The 18,319-nt window shown below is 74.9% G+C and carries 13 protein-coding genes; 4 read left to right on the forward strand and 9 right to left on the reverse strand.

The window, feature by feature from the left end:
- Positions 1-7: 7 nt before the first annotated feature.
- The 9 genes from hypE to IEZ20_RS21665 form a co-directional block, all read right to left on the reverse strand.
- Entirely contained in the window at positions 8-1,090 is a 1,083-nt protein-coding gene (gene hypE / locus IEZ20_RS21625; RefSeq protein WP_308434677.1) for a hydrogenase expression/formation protein HypE, read from the reverse strand.
- Positions 1,083-2,219, reverse strand: a complete 1,137-nt coding sequence (gene hypD, locus IEZ20_RS21630) for a hydrogenase formation protein HypD (protein ID WP_189301247.1) — start codon at positions 2,217-2,219, stop codon at positions 1,083-1,085. Before hypD ends, hypE begins: the two co-directional genes overlap by 8 nt.
- Positions 2,216-2,506, reverse strand: a complete 291-nt coding sequence (locus IEZ20_RS21635; RefSeq protein WP_189301249.1) for a HypC/HybG/HupF family hydrogenase formation chaperone — start codon at positions 2,504-2,506, stop codon at positions 2,216-2,218. The genes hypD and IEZ20_RS21635 overlap by 4 nt, the downstream gene beginning before the upstream one ends.
- Positions 2,507-2,509: 3 nt before the next feature.
- A complete protein-coding gene (gene hypF / locus IEZ20_RS21640) occupies positions 2,510-4,849 on the reverse strand; it encodes a carbamoyltransferase HypF (RefSeq protein ID WP_189301251.1) in 2,340 nt (779 codons plus the stop codon).
- Positions 4,846-5,661: a hydrogenase nickel incorporation protein HypB gene (gene hypB / locus IEZ20_RS21645; RefSeq protein WP_229896178.1), complete on the reverse strand. Its 816-nt coding sequence runs from the start codon at positions 5,659-5,661 to the stop codon at positions 4,846-4,848. Before hypB ends, hypF begins: the two co-directional genes overlap by 4 nt.
- A gap of 60 nt (positions 5,662-5,721) precedes the next feature.
- Positions 5,722-6,300 carry a hydrogenase maturation protease gene (locus IEZ20_RS21650; protein ID WP_189301253.1) on the reverse strand — a complete coding sequence of 193 codons (579 nt, stop codon included), beginning with the start codon at positions 6,298-6,300 and terminating at the stop codon, positions 5,722-5,724.
- Complete coding sequence (locus IEZ20_RS21655; protein WP_189301255.1) at positions 6,297-8,066, reverse strand: hydrogenase maturation protein; 1,770 nt, start codon at positions 8,064-8,066, stop codon at positions 6,297-6,299. Before IEZ20_RS21655 ends, IEZ20_RS21650 begins: the two co-directional genes overlap by 4 nt.
- 66 nt (positions 8,067-8,132) lie before the next feature.
- Positions 8,133-8,501: a hypothetical protein gene (locus IEZ20_RS21660; RefSeq protein WP_189301257.1), complete on the reverse strand. Its 369-nt coding sequence runs from the start codon at positions 8,499-8,501 to the stop codon at positions 8,133-8,135.
- Positions 8,502-8,754: 253 nt separating this feature from the next.
- Positions 8,755-9,279: a hypothetical protein gene (locus IEZ20_RS21665; protein WP_189301259.1), complete on the reverse strand. Its 525-nt coding sequence runs from the start codon at positions 9,277-9,279 to the stop codon at positions 8,755-8,757.
- 357 nt (positions 9,280-9,636) lie between these two features.
- On the opposite strand from IEZ20_RS21665, the gene IEZ20_RS21670 reads away from it, so the two are divergent.
- The 4 genes from IEZ20_RS21670 to IEZ20_RS21685 are packed head-to-tail and all read left to right on the forward strand — an operon-like array spanning position 9,637 to position 18,319.
- The gene (locus IEZ20_RS21670) at positions 9,637-10,740 is read left to right on the forward strand and encodes a 5'-methylthioadenosine/S-adenosylhomocysteine nucleosidase (protein ID WP_189301260.1); all 1,104 of its coding nucleotides are present in this window, start codon (positions 9,637-9,639) and stop codon (positions 10,738-10,740) included.
- A 39-nt stretch (positions 10,741-10,779) separates the two neighbouring features.
- Positions 10,780-12,333: a VMAP-C domain-containing protein gene (locus IEZ20_RS21675; RefSeq protein ID WP_189301262.1), complete on the forward strand. Its 1,554-nt coding sequence runs from the start codon at positions 10,780-10,782 to the stop codon at positions 12,331-12,333.
- Positions 12,330-13,448 (forward strand): AAA family ATPase, encoded by a 1,119-nt coding sequence (locus IEZ20_RS21680; RefSeq protein WP_189301264.1) that lies wholly within the window; start codon positions 12,330-12,332, stop codon positions 13,446-13,448. Before IEZ20_RS21675 ends, IEZ20_RS21680 begins: the two co-directional genes overlap by 4 nt.
- Positions 13,449-13,450: 2 nt before the next feature.
- Positions 13,451-18,319 carry an SAV_2336 N-terminal domain-related protein gene (locus IEZ20_RS21685; protein ID WP_189301266.1) on the forward strand — a complete coding sequence of 1,623 codons (4,869 nt, stop codon included), beginning with the start codon at positions 13,451-13,453 and terminating at the stop codon, positions 18,317-18,319.

Below are 18,319 nucleotides of genomic sequence, written 5' to 3' on the forward strand. Positions count from 1 at the left end.
GGGCGGTTCAGCAGATCCGGGGAAGCTGCTCGCCCAGCGGGAGGTCCAGCACCCGGGTGCCGCCCAGAGCGGTGGCGACGACCACCATCCCCGGGTGGTCGGCCACGCACTCGCCGATCAGGGCCGCGTCGGTGCCCTGCGGATGCGCGCGCATGGCCGCGAGGACGGCTTCGGCGTGCTCCGGGGGGACGAAGGCGACGAGCCGGCCCTCGTTGGCGACGTACAGCGGGTCCAGGCCGAGGAAGCCGCAGGCGTTCGCGACCTCGTCCGGGACCGGTACGGCCCGCTCGCGCAGCCGGACACCGGTGCCGGAGGCGCGGGCGATCTCGTTCAGGGACGCGCCGAGACCGCCCCGGGTGGGGTCGCGCAGGACGTGGATGTCCGGGGTGACCGCGAGCATGGCCGCCACCAGGTCCGCGAGCGGCGCGGTGTCGGAGGTGGTCTCCACACCGAACTCCAGGCCCTCCCGGACGCTCATCACGGCCACCCCGTGCAGGCCGATCGGGCCGCTGACGAGGACGGCGTCGCCCGGCCGGGCGCGCTGCGGGCGGATGTCGACGCCCGCGGGGACGAGGCCGACACCGGCGGTGGTGACGTAGACGCCGTCGCCGTGCCCCGACTCGACCACCTTGGTGTCGCCGGTGGCGATGGTGACGCCGGCGGCCTCGGCGGCGGCCCCCAGGGCGCGGGCGACGCGGGCGAGCACGGCCAGTTCCACGCCTTCCTCCAGGATGAAGGCCGCGGACAGATGGGTGGGCCGGGCGCCGCTCATCGCCAGGTCGTTGACGGTGCCGTTGACGGCGAGGTCGCCGAGGCTGCCGCCGGGGAAGAACAGCGGCCGTACGACGTAGGAGTCGGTGGAGAAGGCCAGCCGGGCCCCGCCCAGGTCCAGGACGGCCGAGTCGGTGAGGGCCGCGAGCGTGGGGTTGCCGTAGGCGGGGGCGAAGATCTGCTGGACCAGCTCCGCCGACAGGGCGCCGCCTCCGCCGTGGCCCATGACGACGACCGGCTGGTCGCGCAGGGGGGCGGGGCAGGTCCAGTCCGCGGGGTCGACGACCGCTTCGGGGGATTCGGTGGCGAGGTCAGCCAACGGGGTTCATCTCCTGTGCGGCACTCTTCGGTGCCGGGCTGTCGGTCATCCTTCGGTACAGGTAGTAGGCGGCGCAGGCGCCCTCGCTGGAGACCATGGTGGCGCCGAGCGGGGTGCGCGGGGTGCAGGTGGTGCCGAAGGCCGCGCAGTCGGTGGGTTTGATGAGGCCCTGCAGGACCTCGCCCGCGCGGCACTCGGCGGGTTCCTCGGTGCGGATGCCGGTGACGTCGAAGCGGTGCTCGGCGTCGTAGGCGCGGAACGCGTCGGCGAGCCGCCAGCCGCTGCCGGGGATGCGGCCGATGCCCCGCCAGTTGCGGTCGGTGACCTCGAAGACCTCCTCGATCATGCGGACGGCCGCCGGGTTGCCCTGCTCGCGCACGGCACGGGGGTAGGCGTTCTCCACCCGGTGCTCGCCGCGTTCCAGCTGGTGGACGGCGCGGCGGATGCCCTCGAGGATGTCCAGCGGCTCGAAGCCGGTGACGACGATCGGGACGCGGTGCCGCTCGGCGAGGTCCGGGTACTCGTCGGTGCCCATCACGCTGCACACGTGCCCGGCGGCGAGGAAGCCCCGTACCCGGCAGGCGGGGGCGGTCATGATGGCCTCGATCGCCGGAGGGACCCGGACGTGGGACACCAGCAGGCTGAAGTTGGCGAGGCCGAGCCGGCGGGCCTGGTGGACGGCCATCGCGTTGGCGGGGGCGGTCGTCTCGAAACCGATGGCGAAGAACACCACCTGCCGGTCGGGGTGCCTGCGGGCCAGGTCCACGGCGTCCAGCGGCGAGTAGACGACGCGTACGTCACCGCCCTCGCCCTTGACCCGGAACAGGTCCCGGCCGGTACCGGGCACGCGCAGCATGTCCCCGAAGGAACAGAAGATCACCCCGGGGCGCGCCGCGATCTCCAGGGCCTTGTCGATGACATCGAGCGGGGTCACACACACCGGGCAGCCCGGGCCGTGGATCAACTCCACCTCCTCCGGGAGGAGTTGGTCGATGCCGTGGCGGATGATGGAGTGGGTCTGGCCGCCGCAGACCTCCATCAGGGCCCAGGGCCGGGTGACCGTGGCCCGGATCTCGTCCAGCAGCCGGCGCGCCAGCTCCGGGTCGTTGAACTCGTCGATGTACCTCACCGGGCCTCACTTCCGCTCTCCTGCCGCGCCGCCTGCTCCCAGGCGTCGCCGAACTCCTCCTCCAGCAGCCCCAGCTGCCCGAACAGTTCCAGGGAGGCCCGGGCCGACTCCTCGTCCAGGCGCTGCAGCGCGAAGCCGACGTGGACGATGACGTACTCTCCCACCCGGACGTCGGGCAGGTACTCCAGGCAGGCCTGTTTGCGTACGCCGCCGAAGTCGATCAGGCCGGTGAGCGGGTCGGCGCGGTGGTCGATGGACACGACCTTGCCGGGCACTGCCAGACACATGGGTCACTCCGTCTCGTGGTGGGCTGCTGTTCCCGCGACCATCAGCTGGCCGAGTGCCAGACCGCCGTCGTTCGGGGGTACCTCGCCGTGCCGAAGGACGTGGAAGCCGGCCGTGGTGAGCAGCGCGGCGGTCTCCTCCTCCAGCAGGGCGTTGGCGAAGACACCGCCGGTGAGGGCGACGGTGGTGAGGCCGGTCTCCGTACGGGCCCGGCGGCAGGCCTCCGCCACCGCGCGGGCCACGCCCCGGTGGAAGCGGGCGGCCATGACCGGTACGGGGGTGCGGCGGGACCGGTCGTCCAGCAGGGCGCGGAGGGCGGGGGCCGGGTCCATGTCCCGCCCGCCGGCGGTGAACCCGAACGGGTAGGCCACCGCGTCCGCCTCCCGCGCCTCCAGCGCCGCCGCCTCCAGTTCCAGCGCCGCCTGTGCCTCGTACCCGGCGCGCTGGCACACCCCCACCAGCGAGGACACCGCGTCGAAGAGCCGCCCCATGCTGGAGGTCGGCACACAGGCCAGCTGTCGGCTCAACTGCTGCCGCAGCACGGTGCGTTCGGTCTCCGTGCAGGCGTCGACGCTGGGCAGGCCCGGTGTCCAGGGCAGTCCCGCCGCCCACAGCCGGGCCAGGGCCATCCGGCAGGGGTTGGCCACGCCGGCGTCGCCGCCGGGCAGCGGGGCGGGGGCCAGGCGGGTGAGGCGCCGGTGGCCTCTGTAGTCGGCGAGGAGGATCTCGCCGCCCCAGACGGTGCCGTCGTCGCCGTACCCGGTGCCGTCGAAGGCGACGCCGATCACGGGGGTGCTGCCGTCGAGGCCGTGTTCGGCCATCGCCGAGGCGATGTGGGCGTGGTGGTGCTGGACCCGCACCGGTTCGCCCAGGCCGAGCCGGGCGGCCCGACGGGTCGAGTGGTAGCCGGGGTGGCGGTCGGCGGCCACCCGCCGGGGGACGACTCCGGTGAGGCGGGCGAGGTGCCGTACGGCCCGCTCGGCGGCGTCCAGGGCGGCCAGTTCGCCCATGTCCCCGATGTGCGGGCCGAACCAGGCCTGGTCGCCCTCGCCGAGGCAGGGGGCGTTCTTCAGGTCGCCGCCGACCGCCAGCGTGGGCCGCACCGGCAGCGGGAGGCGCAGCGGGCGGGGGGCGTAGCCGCGGGAGCGCCGCAGGACCTGTTCGGTGCCGTCGGGGCGGACCCGCAGCAGGGAGTCGTCGCACGGGCAGGCGATGGGCCGGTCGTGGGTGAGCCAGGCGTCGGCGAGTCCCGCCAGCCGGGTCAGCGCCTCGGCGTCGTCGGTGACGATGGGCTCGCCGGAGCGGTTGCCGCTGGTCATGACCAGCACCCGCGGGCCGGGCGGATCGCCGGGCAGCCCGAACAGCAGGGTGTGCACGGGGGTGTAGGGCAGCAGCAGACCGACGTGCGGGCTGCCCGGGCACACCTGGTCGGCGAGGCGCAGACGGTCCGGGGAGGTGCGGCGGCGCAGCAGGACGATGGGGCGGCGGGCGCCGGTGAGCGCGTCCCGTTCGGCGGCGTTGAGCACCGCCACGCGCTCCGCCGTGGCGAGGTCCGCGCACATCACCGCGAAGGCCTTCCCGCCGCGTTCCTTCCGGGCGCGCAGGGTGGCCACGGCCCGGTCGTCGGTGGCGTCGCAGGCCAGGTGGTAGCCGCCGACGCCCTTGACGGCGACGATCCGCCCGGCGGCGAGCAGCGCGCGTGCCGCGGCGAGGGCCTCCGCGTCCCGGGCCGGGCGGACTCCCGGGCCCGCGGCCGGGACGAGGGCGAGCCGGGGACCGCAGTCGGGGCAGGCGACGGGCTGGGCGTGGAAGCGGCGGTCGGCGGGGTCGCCGTACTCGCGGGCGCAGGCGGGGCACATCGGGAAGCCGGCCATGGTGGTGGCCGGGCGGTCGTACGGCATCCCGGTCGCGATGGTGAACCGGGGGCCGCAGTGGGTGCAGGTGACGAAGGGGTGGCGGTGCCGGCGGTCACCGGGGTCGGCCAGCTCGCGCAGGCAGTCGGCGCAGGTCGCGGTGTCGGGCGGGAGCAGGGTGCGGCCCGCGGACCGCTCGGTGGGTCGGATGGCGAAGGGGCCGGGGGCGCCGGTGGCGGGCACGTCCTCGCTGCCGACGCCGGTCACGGTCGCGAGCGGGGGCGGCTGCTCGATGAGCCGGCCCGCGAACCGGTCCACCTCCTCCAAAGGGCCCTCGACCTCGATGAGCACACCGTCCGCGGTGTTGCTCACGAACCCCGCGAGCGCGAAGCCGGCGGCGAGCCGGTGGACGTAGGGCCGGAATCCGACGCCCTGCACCGTGCCCCGCACGGTGATCCGACGCCGGACGGGGCCGGTGGCGGGCGCGGTCACGACAGGGGGGCGGACGCCGGGGGGCGGTGCGGGTCCGGAGCGGACGCCGGGTGGTCGTGGTGGTGCGGGTCCGGAGCGGGCGCCGGGTCGTGGTGCGGGTCCGAGACGGGCGCCGGGTGGTGGTGCGGGTGCGGGGCGAGGGGCGGGTGGTGGGGCGGGGTGCCGTCGCGGGCGGCGAGGGCGCGGTCGAGTACGGTGCCGACGCCGGTGCCGGTGCGGGCGCAGGACCGGATGATCTCCACGCCGGGGTTGACCCGGTGCACGTTCTCGTGGAAGAGGCTCTCGTCGAAGCCGGCCGGTCCGGCCAGGTCGGTCTTGGTGATCACGACGAGATGGGCGGAACCGAACGCGGTCGGGTACTTCAGCGGCTTGTCCTCGCCCTCGGTGACCGCCATCAGCACGATCCGCAGCGTCTCCCCGAGGTCGTACGCGGCCGGGCAGACCAGGTTGCCGACGTTCTCCACGAAGAGCACGGAGGTGTCCGGCGGCAGCCAGTCCGCGAGCCGGGCGCGGACCTGGCGGGCCTCCAGGTGGCACAGGCCGTCGGTGAGCAGCTGCCGCACGGGCGCCCCGGACCGGGCCAGCCGCTCGGCGTCGTTCTCGGTCGCGAGGTCCGCGGTGAGCGCGGCCACCGGTACGCCCCGCTCCCCCGCCCGGGCCAGCACCCGGGCGAGGAGTTCGGTCTTGCCGCTGCCCGGACTGGACAGCAGGTTCACCAGGGTCACGCCCTGCCGGGCGAGGTCGTCGCGCAGGCCCTCGGCCAGGCCGTCGTTCTTGGCCAGGACGGCCTGTCTGAGGTCGGACCGGCACATGGGCGCTGCTCCTCGGATGCGGTGACGGGGCCCGGGCCGCATCGGGTGCGGCCCGGGGTCTCACCGATCTTCGGCCGCGCGGGCCGCCGCGCCGGGCAGCGCAGCCGCGTACGCGGTCCCGGATTCCACCGGGCGGCCCAACGGGGGCAGGGGACGGGCCGGGTCGGCGAGCAGGGCGGGGACGAGCGTGTGCAGGGCGTCCACGGCCCGGCCGACGGCGTCCCGCACCGGGTCGCTGAGTCCCGGCAGGAGGTCGTCGTCACCGGGCAGCACGCCGGGTTCGCAGGCCAGGACGAGGACCCGGGGCAGCGGCTCGTCGCCCAGGTGGGTGGCCAGGGCCAGCACCTTCACCGGGTCCATGCCGTGGGCTTCGGGCGGGACGGTGCCCTCCGGGGGTTCGGCCTCGACGAGGGAGAGGGTGCCGGGGCGGTGGCCGCGCGGGGCGGCGTCGACCAGGACGGCGGTGGCGTAGCCGGACAGCAGGTCGTAGGCGAGGTCCAGGCCGCGGATGCCGTAGTCGCGGACCCGTGCCCCGGCCGGCAGCGGGCGGCTTTCCAGGGCGCGGATCACCTCGGGGCCGAAGGCGTCGTCGGCGAGGAAGATGTTGCCGACGCCGGCCACCAGGAGCGACGGCGTCACCGGAGGCCTCCGGCGGCCGGGGCGGCACCGGCCGCGGTGGGACCGGCCGGGGCGGGGCCGGCCGGGGCGGGGCCGGCCGGGGCGAGGGGCCGCGGGGAGCCGCCCGGGGTCTTGCGGACGAAGGCCGAGCGCAGGGCGTGGTACGGGGCGTCGGGGTCGAAGAAGATGGCGTGCATGCGGGCCAGTTCCTCCTCCCGGTAGCAGGAGAGGGGCCGTGCCCGCTCGTCGGCGGCGAGGGCCGCGGCCTTCGCGGCGAGCCGCCGGTGCAGGTCCGGGGCGGCGGCGAGGCCGGCCGCGAGCCGCTCCACCTCGGCCGGGAACTCCGCGGGTGCGGCCGGCACCAGGCGGTCCACCAGGCCGAGCCGCTCGGCGGACGCGGCGCTGACCGGCAGCGCCTCGGTGGTCAGCCGGCCGGCCTGCTCCGGGCCGACGCGGCGCGGCAGGGTGTACGTCCAGAACTCGGAGCCGTACAGACCCATGCGGCGGTAGTGCGGGTTGAGGACGACGCCGCTCCGGCACCACACCTCGTCGGCGGCGAGGGCCAGCATGGCGCCACCGGCCGCCGCGTTGCCGCCGAGGGCGGCCACCACCATCCGGTCGGTGGTGCGCAGCACGGCCTCCACGAGGTCGTCCATGGCATTGAGGTTGGTCCAGGACTCCTGGGCCGGGTCGGGGGCCGCCTCGACCACGTTGAGGTGGATGCCGTTGGAGAAGAAGTCGCGGGTGCCGCCCAGGACGAGGACGCGGGTGGGCCGGGTGAGCGCGTACTCGTAGGCGGCGAGCAGTCTGCGGCACTGGTCGGTGCTCATCGCGCCGCCCGGGAAGGAGAAGGCGAGGAAGCCGACGTCGCCGCGCTGCCGGTAGCGGATGTCCGTCCAGGTGCGCCGGCCGGGCGGCAGCTCCAGCGGAACATGGTCCTCCGGGAGGCGGAGACCGGGCTCGTACGCGGCGAGGACGGAGGCGGCCGGCCGGCGGAAGGGGGCCGGGTCGCCGGAGTTCCGGCGGGGGCGCAGCTCGGGGATCCAGACGGCGCCGTCGCGGGTGGCCCGGCAGACGGCGCCCGCGCGCCGGGCCAGCAGGGCGCCGGGACGGCCGCGCAGCCGGTCCTCGGGGTGCCCGCCGTGCAGGAACACCTCGTGGCCGAGGAGTTCGTCGAGGACGCCCGGCTGGGAGTCGGCGCCGCGGAGCGCCCGCAGCACCGTCTCGGTGTCGTCGTGCTCCCAGTCGATCCGGCGCCGCTCCTGCCGGTAGAAGTCGCGCCAGACGACGGTGACCGACGGGTCGGTCTGCGGGAGCGGCTTGTGGGCGCCTTCGGCGTAGCGCCGTACGGCCGTCAGGACGGCGGTGACGGCCGCGTCGGAGGCCTCGTTGCGGTAGAGGTCGCTCTTGCCGACGGGCGGCACGGGGAACGGTTCGGCCGCCCAGACGGGGCCCGCGTCCATCCCGGCCTCGGCCTGCAGGACGGTCACGCCCCACCGCTCCGCCCCGTCGGCGATGGCCCAGTCCAGGGAGGACGGGCCGCGGTCGCCGGGCGGGCCGGGGTGCACGATCAGGCAGGTGTGCTCCCGCCACACGTCCTCGGGCAGGGCCGTGCGGAGCATCGGCGCGACGACGAGGTCCGGTCGCGTCTCGTGCACGGCGGCCCTGACCGGTTCGGGGCCGTGCGCGGCGAGGACGACGTCCACCTGGTGCCCGTGGTCCGACAGTTCGGCGTACAGGCGCTGGGAGAGGCTGTTGAACGCGCTGGCGACGAGCAGAATGTTCATGACACGGCATGGTCGTCGCTCGCGGGGGTGCCGGGAAGAACCGCCGCGGCGTTTCGCCGGCCTCGCTCAGGTCTCTTCCTCCATCCGGATCGCATTGCGGAGATCCTCGAAGGCCTGGCTCCCCTGGTCCCGGTGCGCCTCCAGCAGGGCCCCGGCGATCGCGTCGAGCTTGCGCTGGATCGCGTGCTCGGCGCGCATCTCGGCGTTCTTCAGCAGCGCCAGGAGCAGCAGGGTGACCGCCGTCATGGACTCGCCCGCGAGCAGCAGCAGCTCGGACGGCAGATGGGCGATGTGGGCGGCGGCGAAGAAGCCGACCAGCAGCAGGCAGAACAGGAAGAACAGCGGCGAGCTGGTGAAGTTCGAGGCGTATTCGGCGAACTGGTCGAACCGGCTGCGGCTCGGTCCGCCGCGGTGAACGGGATTCTTGAAGGTCATGGCCGAGCCTTTCCCCACGGTGAGCGGCGGTCGGCCGCGGGCCCCCGTCCGGGCGCGGCACGGCCCCGGGACGGCCGCGCCGCAGGGACTCACCGCTTCGGTGGCCGGCTGGCGCGTCAGGTCCGCAGTACCCGTGCGGGGGTGTACGACACCGGCGGCGGAGGGGGCGGCTCGGTGGCGGGGCCGGGCGGGACGGGGTGCACCGACGGTGCGCGAAGACGCCCGCGCCTCGACGGCCCCGGGCGCCCCGGTCTCAGGCCGCGAGGGAGCGGCCGGGGTCCAGGCGGGTGAGGAGCTGATCGCGGTGCAGTCCGGCGACGGGCGCCAGCAGGTCGGGGTGGCGGAGCAGGGCCGCCGCGTCGCGGTCGGCGTCGTCCGGGGCGAGCAGCCGGCGGAACTCGGCCGGCCCGGCGATGTGCTCGCTGCCGGCCAGCCCGGCGACGGCCAGCCCGGCCAGCTCCGCGTCGGTGAGCAGCGCGGCGGCCCAGCTGGCCACCACCTCGTCCACCCAGGTCCGCCAGGCCCACTCCTCGGCCGCGTGGTCGCCGGCCGCCTCGGCACCGGTGATCCAGTCGAGGCGTCCCGTGCCGCCGGGGCCCGCCATGGTGACCAGACCGGCGTCGATCTCGGTGGGATAGCGCAGCCAGGCGGCGACCGTCACCGCCTGCCGGGCCTGCGCCTCGCACAGCGCGGAGGCCAGCGCGCCGCCGGACGGCGGGTAGGCCACCGTCAGCCAGCGAGCCGTCGCGGCGATCAGGGGAGACAGGTCAGTGAGCACAGCCGGGCCGTCCGATGCGAAGGGGTACAGGGGCTCGACGCAACCGTAGCCCGGAGCCGGGCACGGCCGGGAGGGAGTGCGAATCAGGTCATATGTGACGTGACCCACGCCCGCGGCCGACGGAGGCGGCCCCGGCGCACCGGTCGCGCCGCGTAGCCGCTCGCGCCGCGTAGCCGGCCGCGCCACGCAGCCGATCGCCTCCCGCGACCCCCGCCGACGATCGCCTCCCGCGACCCCCGCCGACGATCGCCTCCCGCTGCCCCGCCGGTCTCGGATCGGCGGTGATCTGGTGACAAGTCGGGGTGTGCCCTCCGCGTATGCACTAGGTTGAGCCTCCGGACGCGGGACCCGGGGGGCGTGGTGGCGGACGCGGAACGCATGGCGGCGGTGCTGACGGCACTCCCGGAGGAGTACGCGGCCGTCCGTTCTCATCTGGTACGGCCCGAGACACGCGTCCACCGGCTCGGCACCGTGGTCGAGGTCGGTGAGTTGCCCGGGTGCCCCTGGCCCGTGGCGATCGCGGAGTGCGGCGAGGGCGGGCGCACCGCGGCCACGCTGACCGAGCGGATCGCGACCTGGCTGGAGCCCGAGGCGCTGTTCTTCGTCGGCATCGCGGGCGGCCTCAAGGACGACCTCGCACTCGGTGACGTCGTCGTCGCGGCCAAGGTCCACGCCTACGGCGGCGGCAAGGTGACGTCCGACGGCTTCCTGGCGCGGCCCGACAGCGTGCGGCCGGCGCACGCCCTCGAACAGGCCGCCCGGTCCGCGCTGCGCCGCGGCAGCTCGCGCTGGACCGACCGGGTGATCACCGGCCCGCCGGCCCCCACGGCCGCGCCGAAGGTCCACTTCAGACCGCTGGCCTCGGGGGACGTCCTGCTGAACTCCGCCGAGTGCCCGCTGCGCGAGCAGCTCCACCACACCTACAACGACGCGGTCGCCATCGAGATGGAGAGCGCCGGTTTCGCGCACGCCGCGCACCTCGCCGACCTCCCGCACCTGGCGATCCGCGGTATCAGCGACCGGGCCGACGGCACCAAGTACGACACCGACCGGCAGGGCCACCAGGAGCGTGCCGCCGCCCACGCCGCGGCGGCCGTCATGGCCGTGATCACGGAGTTCGCCCGGCACCGGCCCGCCGCGACCCGCTCCGCGCCGGCCGCCCCCGCCCGCACCCCGTCCTCCGACGTGCGGGTCGCCGACGCGCTGGAGGCGTTCACCGGCATGGCGGGGCTGGAGTTCCGCCGTACCGTCCTCGCCCTGGTGGAGGACAGGCTCGCCCTGGAACACCCCCTGGGCATCCCGGAGCAGACCGTGGCCCGGGACCACCTGGTGCTGATCGCGCGCGGTCTGCGGCAGAGCCGTGAACCGTCTTCGGCGCACCGGGCGCTGTACGAGGTGATGGCGGATCTGCGCCCGAACGAGCAGGCGCTCGTGCGGCTGCGCGAGGTGCTGGGGCTCTGAGGCGGCCGGGTCCTGATGGTGGAGCTGCGGGGAACAGACGTGGAACAGTGCGCACCGGTCGGTGACGGAGGGCGGGCCTGTCAGGCGGGCGCCTGGGACGACGCCGTCTCCCAGGTCCTGCAAGCGGCCCTGACGGACGTGGACGACATGCGCGGCAACGCCGACTTCCGGCGGGAACTGCTGCGGTCGCTGCATCACCGTGCCGACCTGCCCGACTGGAAGTCGCCCGCGGACCGCACCCGCGGCGAGGACGACATCGCGGAGCTGGTGCACGCCTGCCGCACGTACCGTCAGCCGCGCACGGCGCTGGCCGCCGTCGCCGACTTCCTCCAGGACCGGCGGGGCAACGAACGCTCGGTCGCCTGGTTCGGCCTGTGCGCCCACGCCGTCGTCTCGCCCGGCATCCTCGGCACGCGGCGGATGCACCGGATCTTCACGGCGTTGCGGAGGACCGAGCGGCTGCCGGAGTCGCTGGAGGTCGCGCGGTACGCGGACGCGTGCCGCGCGGCCCGGCTGAACGTCCCGCTGGCCGGCCCCACCGATCTCTTCCGGGCGCTGGAGCGGTTGAACGACGCCCAGCGGGGCCCGGGCACGAGGCCCGCGATCCACCGCTTCCTGCAGCTCCTCGCCCAGGACGTGCCCGAGCCGGCGGCCTCCGCGCTGCTGGAGGTGGCGGGCGGCCCCCTGCCGGCCTCGGTCCCGCGGCTGCGCCCGGTGGAGATCATCGTCCAGCTCCGGCTGGAGGAGGTGGACGCCGCGCCGTCCGAGACCCCCCGCTACCAGGTGCACGGAGCCTTCTACAGCCACGAGGAGGGCTCCCTCAGAGAACTGGACTCCTGGATCGACCACAGGAAGGTGACCGAGGAGGAGTTGCTCCAGCACGGCAGCAGCCTCCTGTCCGGCTGGGGAGACCTGGCCTACGAGATACGGGACTACCGCACCCGCGTGCGCTTCGAGTTCCTCCTCCCCTGGTCGCTGCTCGATCACGCCGTCGACCTGTGGACGGTCACCCCGTACGTGCTCGGGCACCAGTACCCGGTGGTCGTGCGCTCGCTGGACCGGCACAAGAACTTCTGGATGCACGGGATGTGGCGCAGGCGCTGGGACGAACTCGCCGCCCAGGGCTGCCCGCCCCCGCCCGCGAGCGCCACCGACCACATCGCCTGGATGACCCACCTCACGGACCGGTCCGTGCCGGCGGGCGGCACCCGCCGCTTCCCGTCGCTCCGGTTCAGCAGCGTGGGCGAGGTCACCGAGTGGCTGAAGGCGCACGCCTCACTGGCGTGCGTCGGTGTCGGTTTCGCCTACGGCCATCCCGACGCCCTCGCGCAACAGGCCATCGAGGAGGCCGTGGCGAAGGGCATCCCCGTCCTGGTGTGGCGGCGGGACGACGGGGACCCCTGCGAACTCGACACGGCGCTGCGGGGCCGTGCACTGAGCCGGATCGACGAACTCCCCGTGGGCACCCAGAGCCTGCGGGAGGCGGCCGAGACCAGGCCCGCGAACGACCTGGGGCGTCACATCACGCTGCTGTGGGACGACCCGAACTGCGTGGCGCAACTCCAGCACGGGATGTATCAGGGGGTCGGGTGAGCAACGACGAGCACGGGACCGCGGAGGGAACCGCCGGGACGTCCGGGACCGGCGAGGAGGAGACGGCGGCGCCGCCGCCCTGGTGGATCTACCAGGGCACGGGCCAGCCGCACGACGGCATCCGCAGGCTGCCCGGTCCGCCGCCGTGGCGCGCGTTCGACGCCCTCGACGGCGACGCCGAGCTGCCGGCGCCTCCCCACCACGCCGACGCGCTGTCCGAGCGCAAGCTCGGCCGGGCCCGCCAGGCGGCCGCCTACCGGGCCGACGACCGGGAGATCCACCTGGTCAACCTGGCGCTGTACCTGCGCCGGCCGCTGCTGGTCACCGGCAGGCCGGGAGTCGGCAAGTCGACACTGGCGTACAGCATCGCGCGGGAACTGGGGCTGGGCCCCGTACTGCGCTGGCCGATCACCAGCCGGTCGACCCTCCAGGACGGCCTCTACCACTACGACGCGATCGGACGGCTCCAGGAGGCCGGGCTCCGCTTCCGGTGCGCCGGCGAGACGGAGGCGGCCGCGCCCCCCGACATCGGGCCGTACCTGCGTCTCGGTCCGCTCGGCACCGCGCTGCTGCCGTGGAGGTTCCCGCGGGTGCTGCTCGTGGACGAGATCGACAAGAGCGACATCGACCTGCCGAACGACCTGCTGAACGTGTTCGAGGACGGCGAGTTCACCATTCCCGAGCTGTCCCGGCTGGGCGAGACGCCGACCAGCATCATGTCCGCCGACAACGGAGCCTGGGTCACCGTGCTGGGCGGTCAGGTGCGCTGTGCGCAGTTCCCGCTGATGGTCCTCACCAGCAACTCGGAGCGGGAGTTCCCCCCGGCGTTCCTGCGGCGCTGTCTGCGTCTGGAGATCGCGGCGCCCAGCGACAAGAAGATCGCCGGCATGGTGACCGCCCACTTCTCCGGCTCGGACCGCCTGGAGAGCCTGCCCGAGGCCGTACGGGCGGACGTCGTCGCGGAGTTCGTCGCCAAGCAGCGCGACCGGGGCGCGGAACTCGCCAGCGACCAGTTGCTCAACGCGCTGCTGATGGCCTCCCACGGGCTGTGGTCGGATCCGAAGAGCCGCAAGGTGATCGAGAACAACGTCCTGCATCCTCTCAACGAGGGGTGACCATGGGCGAGGGCCTGCGCGACCACCTCGCGAGGATGCTCCGGGAGGGCTGCTCGTCCGGCCCGGACGCCGAACTCGTGGCGGACGTGCTCTGGATGGCCTCGGTGGCCGGTCTGGAGCCCTCCGCCCGGCCCGCCGACCACGCCGGCGAACCCCCGCCCGTGCAGCCCCCGCACCCCTCCGACGGCCGTGCGGACGGTCCGTCGGCCCGGATCGAGGACGCGTCGGACGAGGAGGAGGCCGAACTCCATCCGCCGGCCGGGGCGGCCGACCGCGGGGGCCCGGAGGGGGAGGCCGGACGGAGCGGCATCCCGCTGGAGACACCGCTCCTGCCGCTGCTCTCCGACGGACTCGGCCTGGCCCGGTCGCTGCGCCCGCTCCGGCAGGACGTCGTCAGGCCCGGCAGGCCCGCGCTCGACGAGCACGGCACCGCGCACGCCGCCGGCGAGTCGGGCATGCTCCTGCCCGTGTGGCGGGAGCCCACCGAGCGGCGGTTCTCCGTCGACCTGGTGGTGGACGTCGGCACGACGATGGCCGTGTGGCACCGCACCGGTGCCGAACTCCGGGCCATGTTCGAACGGCACGGCGCCTTCCGCGACGTACGGACGTGGGCCCTGGACACCGACGCGGCCACCCCGGTGCTCTTCCCGTTCCGTCAGGGCAGGGCGCGGCCGGACGAGGAGACCGGCCCGGTGCACCGGCTCCGGCACCTGGCCGGTCCCGACGGGCGGCGTCTGATCGTCCTCCTGACGGACGGGGTGGGGCGCGTGTGGCGCGACGCGGAGTTCAAGTCGGCCCTCGCGGAACGGGCGCGCCGGCAGCCCGTGGCCGTGCTCCAGGTGCTGCCCCGCAGGCTGTGGCACCGCACCGCGCTGCCCACCGTCCCGGTCTCCGCGCAACAGAACGGCGGGGCGCCGCCCGTGCCCTCCTACCGCTGCACGGCGCCGCTGCCGGGTCTTCCCCCGGACGCACAGGACCGCGCGAAGATCACGTGGCTGCCGGTCATGGAGATCCGCCCCAACTGGCTCGCCCCCTGGGCCCGTCTCCTCTCCGGCCACGCCCCCGGCTGGACGCCCCTGCTGGCCACTCCCCTCACCACCGTCGACTGGCCGACCGCTCCACCGTTCGGCCCCACGCCCGCCGACGACCCGGTGGAGGGCGTGCACCACCTCCGGGAGAGCGTGTCCCCCGGGACGTTCCAGCTCGCCTGCTATCTCGCGGCCGCCCCGCTCACCCTGCCGATCATGCAGCTCGTCCAGCGGGCGATGCTGCCCCGGTCCACGCTCACGGAGCTGGCGGAGATCTTCCTGTCCGGCGTCCTCCGCCGGGTCCACCCGCCGCGTCCCGGCGAGAACCCCGACGAGGTCCTGTACGACTTCCACCCCGGGGTGCGCGAGGAACTCCTGGGCTGTGTGACGACGCACGACTCGCTGACGGTGCTCGGGGACGTGCTCACCAGGGTGTCGGAGCGCGTGTCCCGGGTCTTCGGCGGCGCGTCCGGCTTCCGCGCCCTCGCCTCGCTCGCCTCCTCGGACCCGGCCACGGCCGGGTGGGACTCCCCCCTGCCGCCCGACAGCGTCCCGTTCGCCAGGGTCGCGCTGACCGTGCTGGAGAGCGCGGGCGGCATCCATGGCGCCGCCGCACAGCGGATCAGGCGATCACTGGCCCTCGGCAGCGGGCGGGGTCAGGAGCAGATCCGGGAGCGAGACCGGAGGCAGGGCCCGGAGCGGGACCGGGAGCAGGGCCCGGATCGGGACCAGGAGCAGGGACCGGATCGGGACCAGGAGCAAGCCCCGGAGCAGCACCGGGAGCAAGGCCCGGAGCAGGACCGGGAGCAAGGCCCGGAGCAGGGACCCGAGCAGGCTCCGCCCCCGTCGGCCGAGCCGACACCCGCACCCGCACTCGAGGTCCCGTCCACGGCACCGCCCCCTGGCCCAGATCCCGAGCCCCCGTCGCCGGCGCCGTCCCCTGCCGCCGCGCCCGCGCCGCCGCCCGGGGACACACCGTCAGGCACCGCCCTCGTCGTCACCGGGCTCCCGGTCGAGTACGAGGCGGTACGGCAGCACCTCGTGGACGTGGAGCTGCTGGTCCACCCGAGCGGAACCCTGCTCGAACGGGGCGCCCTGCCCGGCACCCCCTGGAAGGTCGCGCTGGCGGAGGCCGGCGCGGGCAACCAGGCCCCCGCCACCCTCGTGGCACGCGCCCATGACTGGGTGCGGCCCGACGTCCTGCTCTTCGTCGGTCTGGCCGGCAGCGTCACCGACGACGTCGCTCTGGGGGATGTCGTCGTCGCGACCCGTGTGTACGCGTTCCAGGGGGTGGTCTCGACCCCCGAGGGATACAAGTCCAGGCCCTCGGCGTGGCCCGCCTCGCACCTCCTGCTGCAGACCGCGCGGGCTGCCCTGCGGCACCGGCCGCCGGCCGGCCGGGTCCACTTCAAGCCCATCGCGGCCACCGAAGTGCTGCTCAACCACCCGACGTCCAGCCTGCTGCACCAACTGCTGCGCCGGTACGACGACGCGGTGGCCGTCGAGATGGAGTCCGCCGGCATCTCCTACGCCGCCGCCACCGCGCTTCCGGCCCTCACCGTCCGCGGCATCAGCGACACGGCCGACGGCCGGCGCGTCGACGACGCGGACACCGTCCGGCGGCAGGCGGCCGGCGCCGCCGCCCAGGCCGCCGCAGCGGTGCTCGGCCGGCTGGCGGTCCCGGACGCCGGGTCCGGCACCGCGGCGTTCACGGCCCCGCTCGCCACCGTCACGGCTCAGCAGGCCGAAGAGCTGGGAGCGGCCGTCTTCGGCGGCGACCACATCGACTTCCGCGGGGGAACGTTCACGGGCGCGGTGATCGGTCGCCAGCCGACCTCGCCCACGGTCGTGCCCGCCACCCTGCCCCCTCCCACGAGCGGTTTCACCGGGCGCGCCGACGCCATGGCCACGCTGCTCGACGCCCTTTCCCCCACCGTCCCGCCCCGTGACGCGGTGGTCGTCACCTCCATCGCGGGGCTGGGGGGCATCGGGAAGACGGCGCTGGCCGTGCAGGCGGCGCACGCCGCCCGCGAGCGCGGCTGGTTCCCCGGGGGCACCCTGTTCCTCGACCTGCGCGGGTACAGCGACGATCCGGTCACCGCCGACCAGGCCGTGACCCTCCTCCTGGAGGCCCTGGGGGCGTGGGCCGACCACCTGCCGAGCACGGTCGATGCCCGGCTCTCGCTCTACCGGACGCTCCTCGCCCGGGCCACCCAGCCCCTGTTGATCATCGCGGACAACGCCTCCTCGCCCGAGCAGGTCGCCCCGCTGGTCCCGGCCGACCCACGGCACCGTCTCGTCGTGGTCTCACGGAGCCGGATGCCGAGCCTCGATGCACGCTCGCTGGTCCTCGGCGAGCTGTCCCGGGAAGCCTCTACGGACCTCCTCGACAACGCACTGCGCATCGCCCGCCCCTCCGACGACCGGGTGGCACGCCATCCCGCGGACGCCGATGCCCTCGCGCAGCTGTGCGGCCGGCTGCCCCTGGCCCTCCAGATCGCCGCCGCACGGCTGGCCGCCGACCCGCACATGAGCATCGCGGAGCTGGTGGCCGAACTGCAGATGTCCCACGACAGGCTGGAGAGCCTCTCCGACGGCACACGCGATGTGCGTTCCGTCTTCGACTCGTCCTACCGCCGTCTGACGTCCGAAGAGGCCCGCGTGCTGCGTCTGCTGGCCGCCGCCCCGGGTCCGGACCTCAGTACGGAGGCGCTCACGGCCCTGCTGGGCGAGGACGCGCCGCCCTTCCGCGTCCTCGCCGGGCTGGAGCGTGCCCACCTGGTCACGCGCGGCAGCAATCGGTCCCGGTGGAGCATGCACGACCTGGTACGCGTCTACGCGCTGGGCGTGGCGGCCGGGGAGAGGGCCGCGGAGGTCGACGCCGCACGCTCACGGCTGCTCGCGTTCTACGCGCAGTGGGCGGAGGAGGCCGACGAACGGTTGCGGGCACAGCCCGGTGAACCCCTGCCGGGGCGGTTCGAGACCCGGTCGGCCGCTCTCGCCTGGTTGGACGGCGAACGTGCCAACCTTGTCGGGGCGGTGCTGTGGGCCGCGGACACCGGGCACGCCCCGGTCGCGATCCGGCTCGCCCTGGCGATCACCGAGTACCTGAGCTGGCGGGGGTTCACGGCCGACTGGATCAGGGTGAGCGAGTGTGCCGCCCTGGCGGCCCGGCACGGCGGTGACATGGAAGCCGAGGCCGTCGCCCTGGGCGAACTGGGCCGGGCGCTGGAGCAGGACCAGCGGCCGGAGGAGGCCGTCGAGGCCGCTCTGCGGGCAGGGGAGCTGTTGCGGGGCATCGGCCACCACGAGGGGGAGGCGGCAGCCTGCCACAACCTCGGGCGGGCCCTGCGGGCGGCCGGCCGTCTCGACGAGTCGATCGACGCGTTCACCCGCGCCCTCCACCTCCACGAGGCGACGGGAGGCCGCACCGGCGAAGGGGCCGCCTGGAACGGCCTCGGCCTGGCCCTTGCCGAGGCGGGCCGGCTGGACGAGGCCATCACAGCACTCTCCCGCGCCCGGGACATCCGGCAGGAGACCGGACAGCGCACGGACGAGGGGGTCGCCTGGTTCAACCTGGGCCTCGTCCTCTCCGAAGCAGGTCGTGTCGAGGAGGCCATCGCGGCCCTTGGGACGACCCTGGCGATCTGCCGTGAGCTCGGCGACTGGTACGGCGTCGGGGAGGCGTCCAGCCACCTCGGCGCGCTGTACGCCGGTGTCGACAGCGTGGCCGAGGCGCGTGCGGCCTGGGAGGAGGCCCTGCCCGCCTACGAGCAGGCCGACGCGCCGGAGGAGGCACGTCAGGTGCGGGAGCGGCTGCGGGAGCTCGGGGACGTCACCTGA

This window comes from Streptomyces cinerochromogenes (assembly GCF_014648635.1).
Lineage (GTDB): Bacteria > Actinomycetota > Actinomycetes > Streptomycetales > Streptomycetaceae > Streptomyces > Streptomyces cinerochromogenes.

Bases quoted from the DNA above. Each gene is read 5' to 3' on its own strand.
- IEZ20_RS21635 (WP_189301249.1), bottom strand. From the start codon at position 2,506: ATGTGTCTGGCAGTGCCCGGCAAGGTCGTGTCCATCGACCACCGCGCC.
- hypB (WP_229896178.1), bottom strand. From the start codon at position 5,661: ATGTGCCGGTCCGACCTCAGACAGGCCGTCCTGGCCAAGAACGACGGC.
- IEZ20_RS21655 (WP_189301255.1), bottom strand. From the start codon at position 8,066: ATGAACATTCTGCTCGTCGCCAGCGCGTTCAACAGCCTCTCCCAGCGC.
- IEZ20_RS21660 (WP_189301257.1), bottom strand. From the start codon at position 8,501: ATGACCTTCAAGAATCCCGTTCACCGCGGCGGACCGAGCCGCAGCCGG.
- IEZ20_RS21685 (WP_189301266.1), top strand. From the start codon at position 13,451: ATGGGCGAGGGCCTGCGCGACCACCTCGCGAGGATGCTCCGGGAGGGC.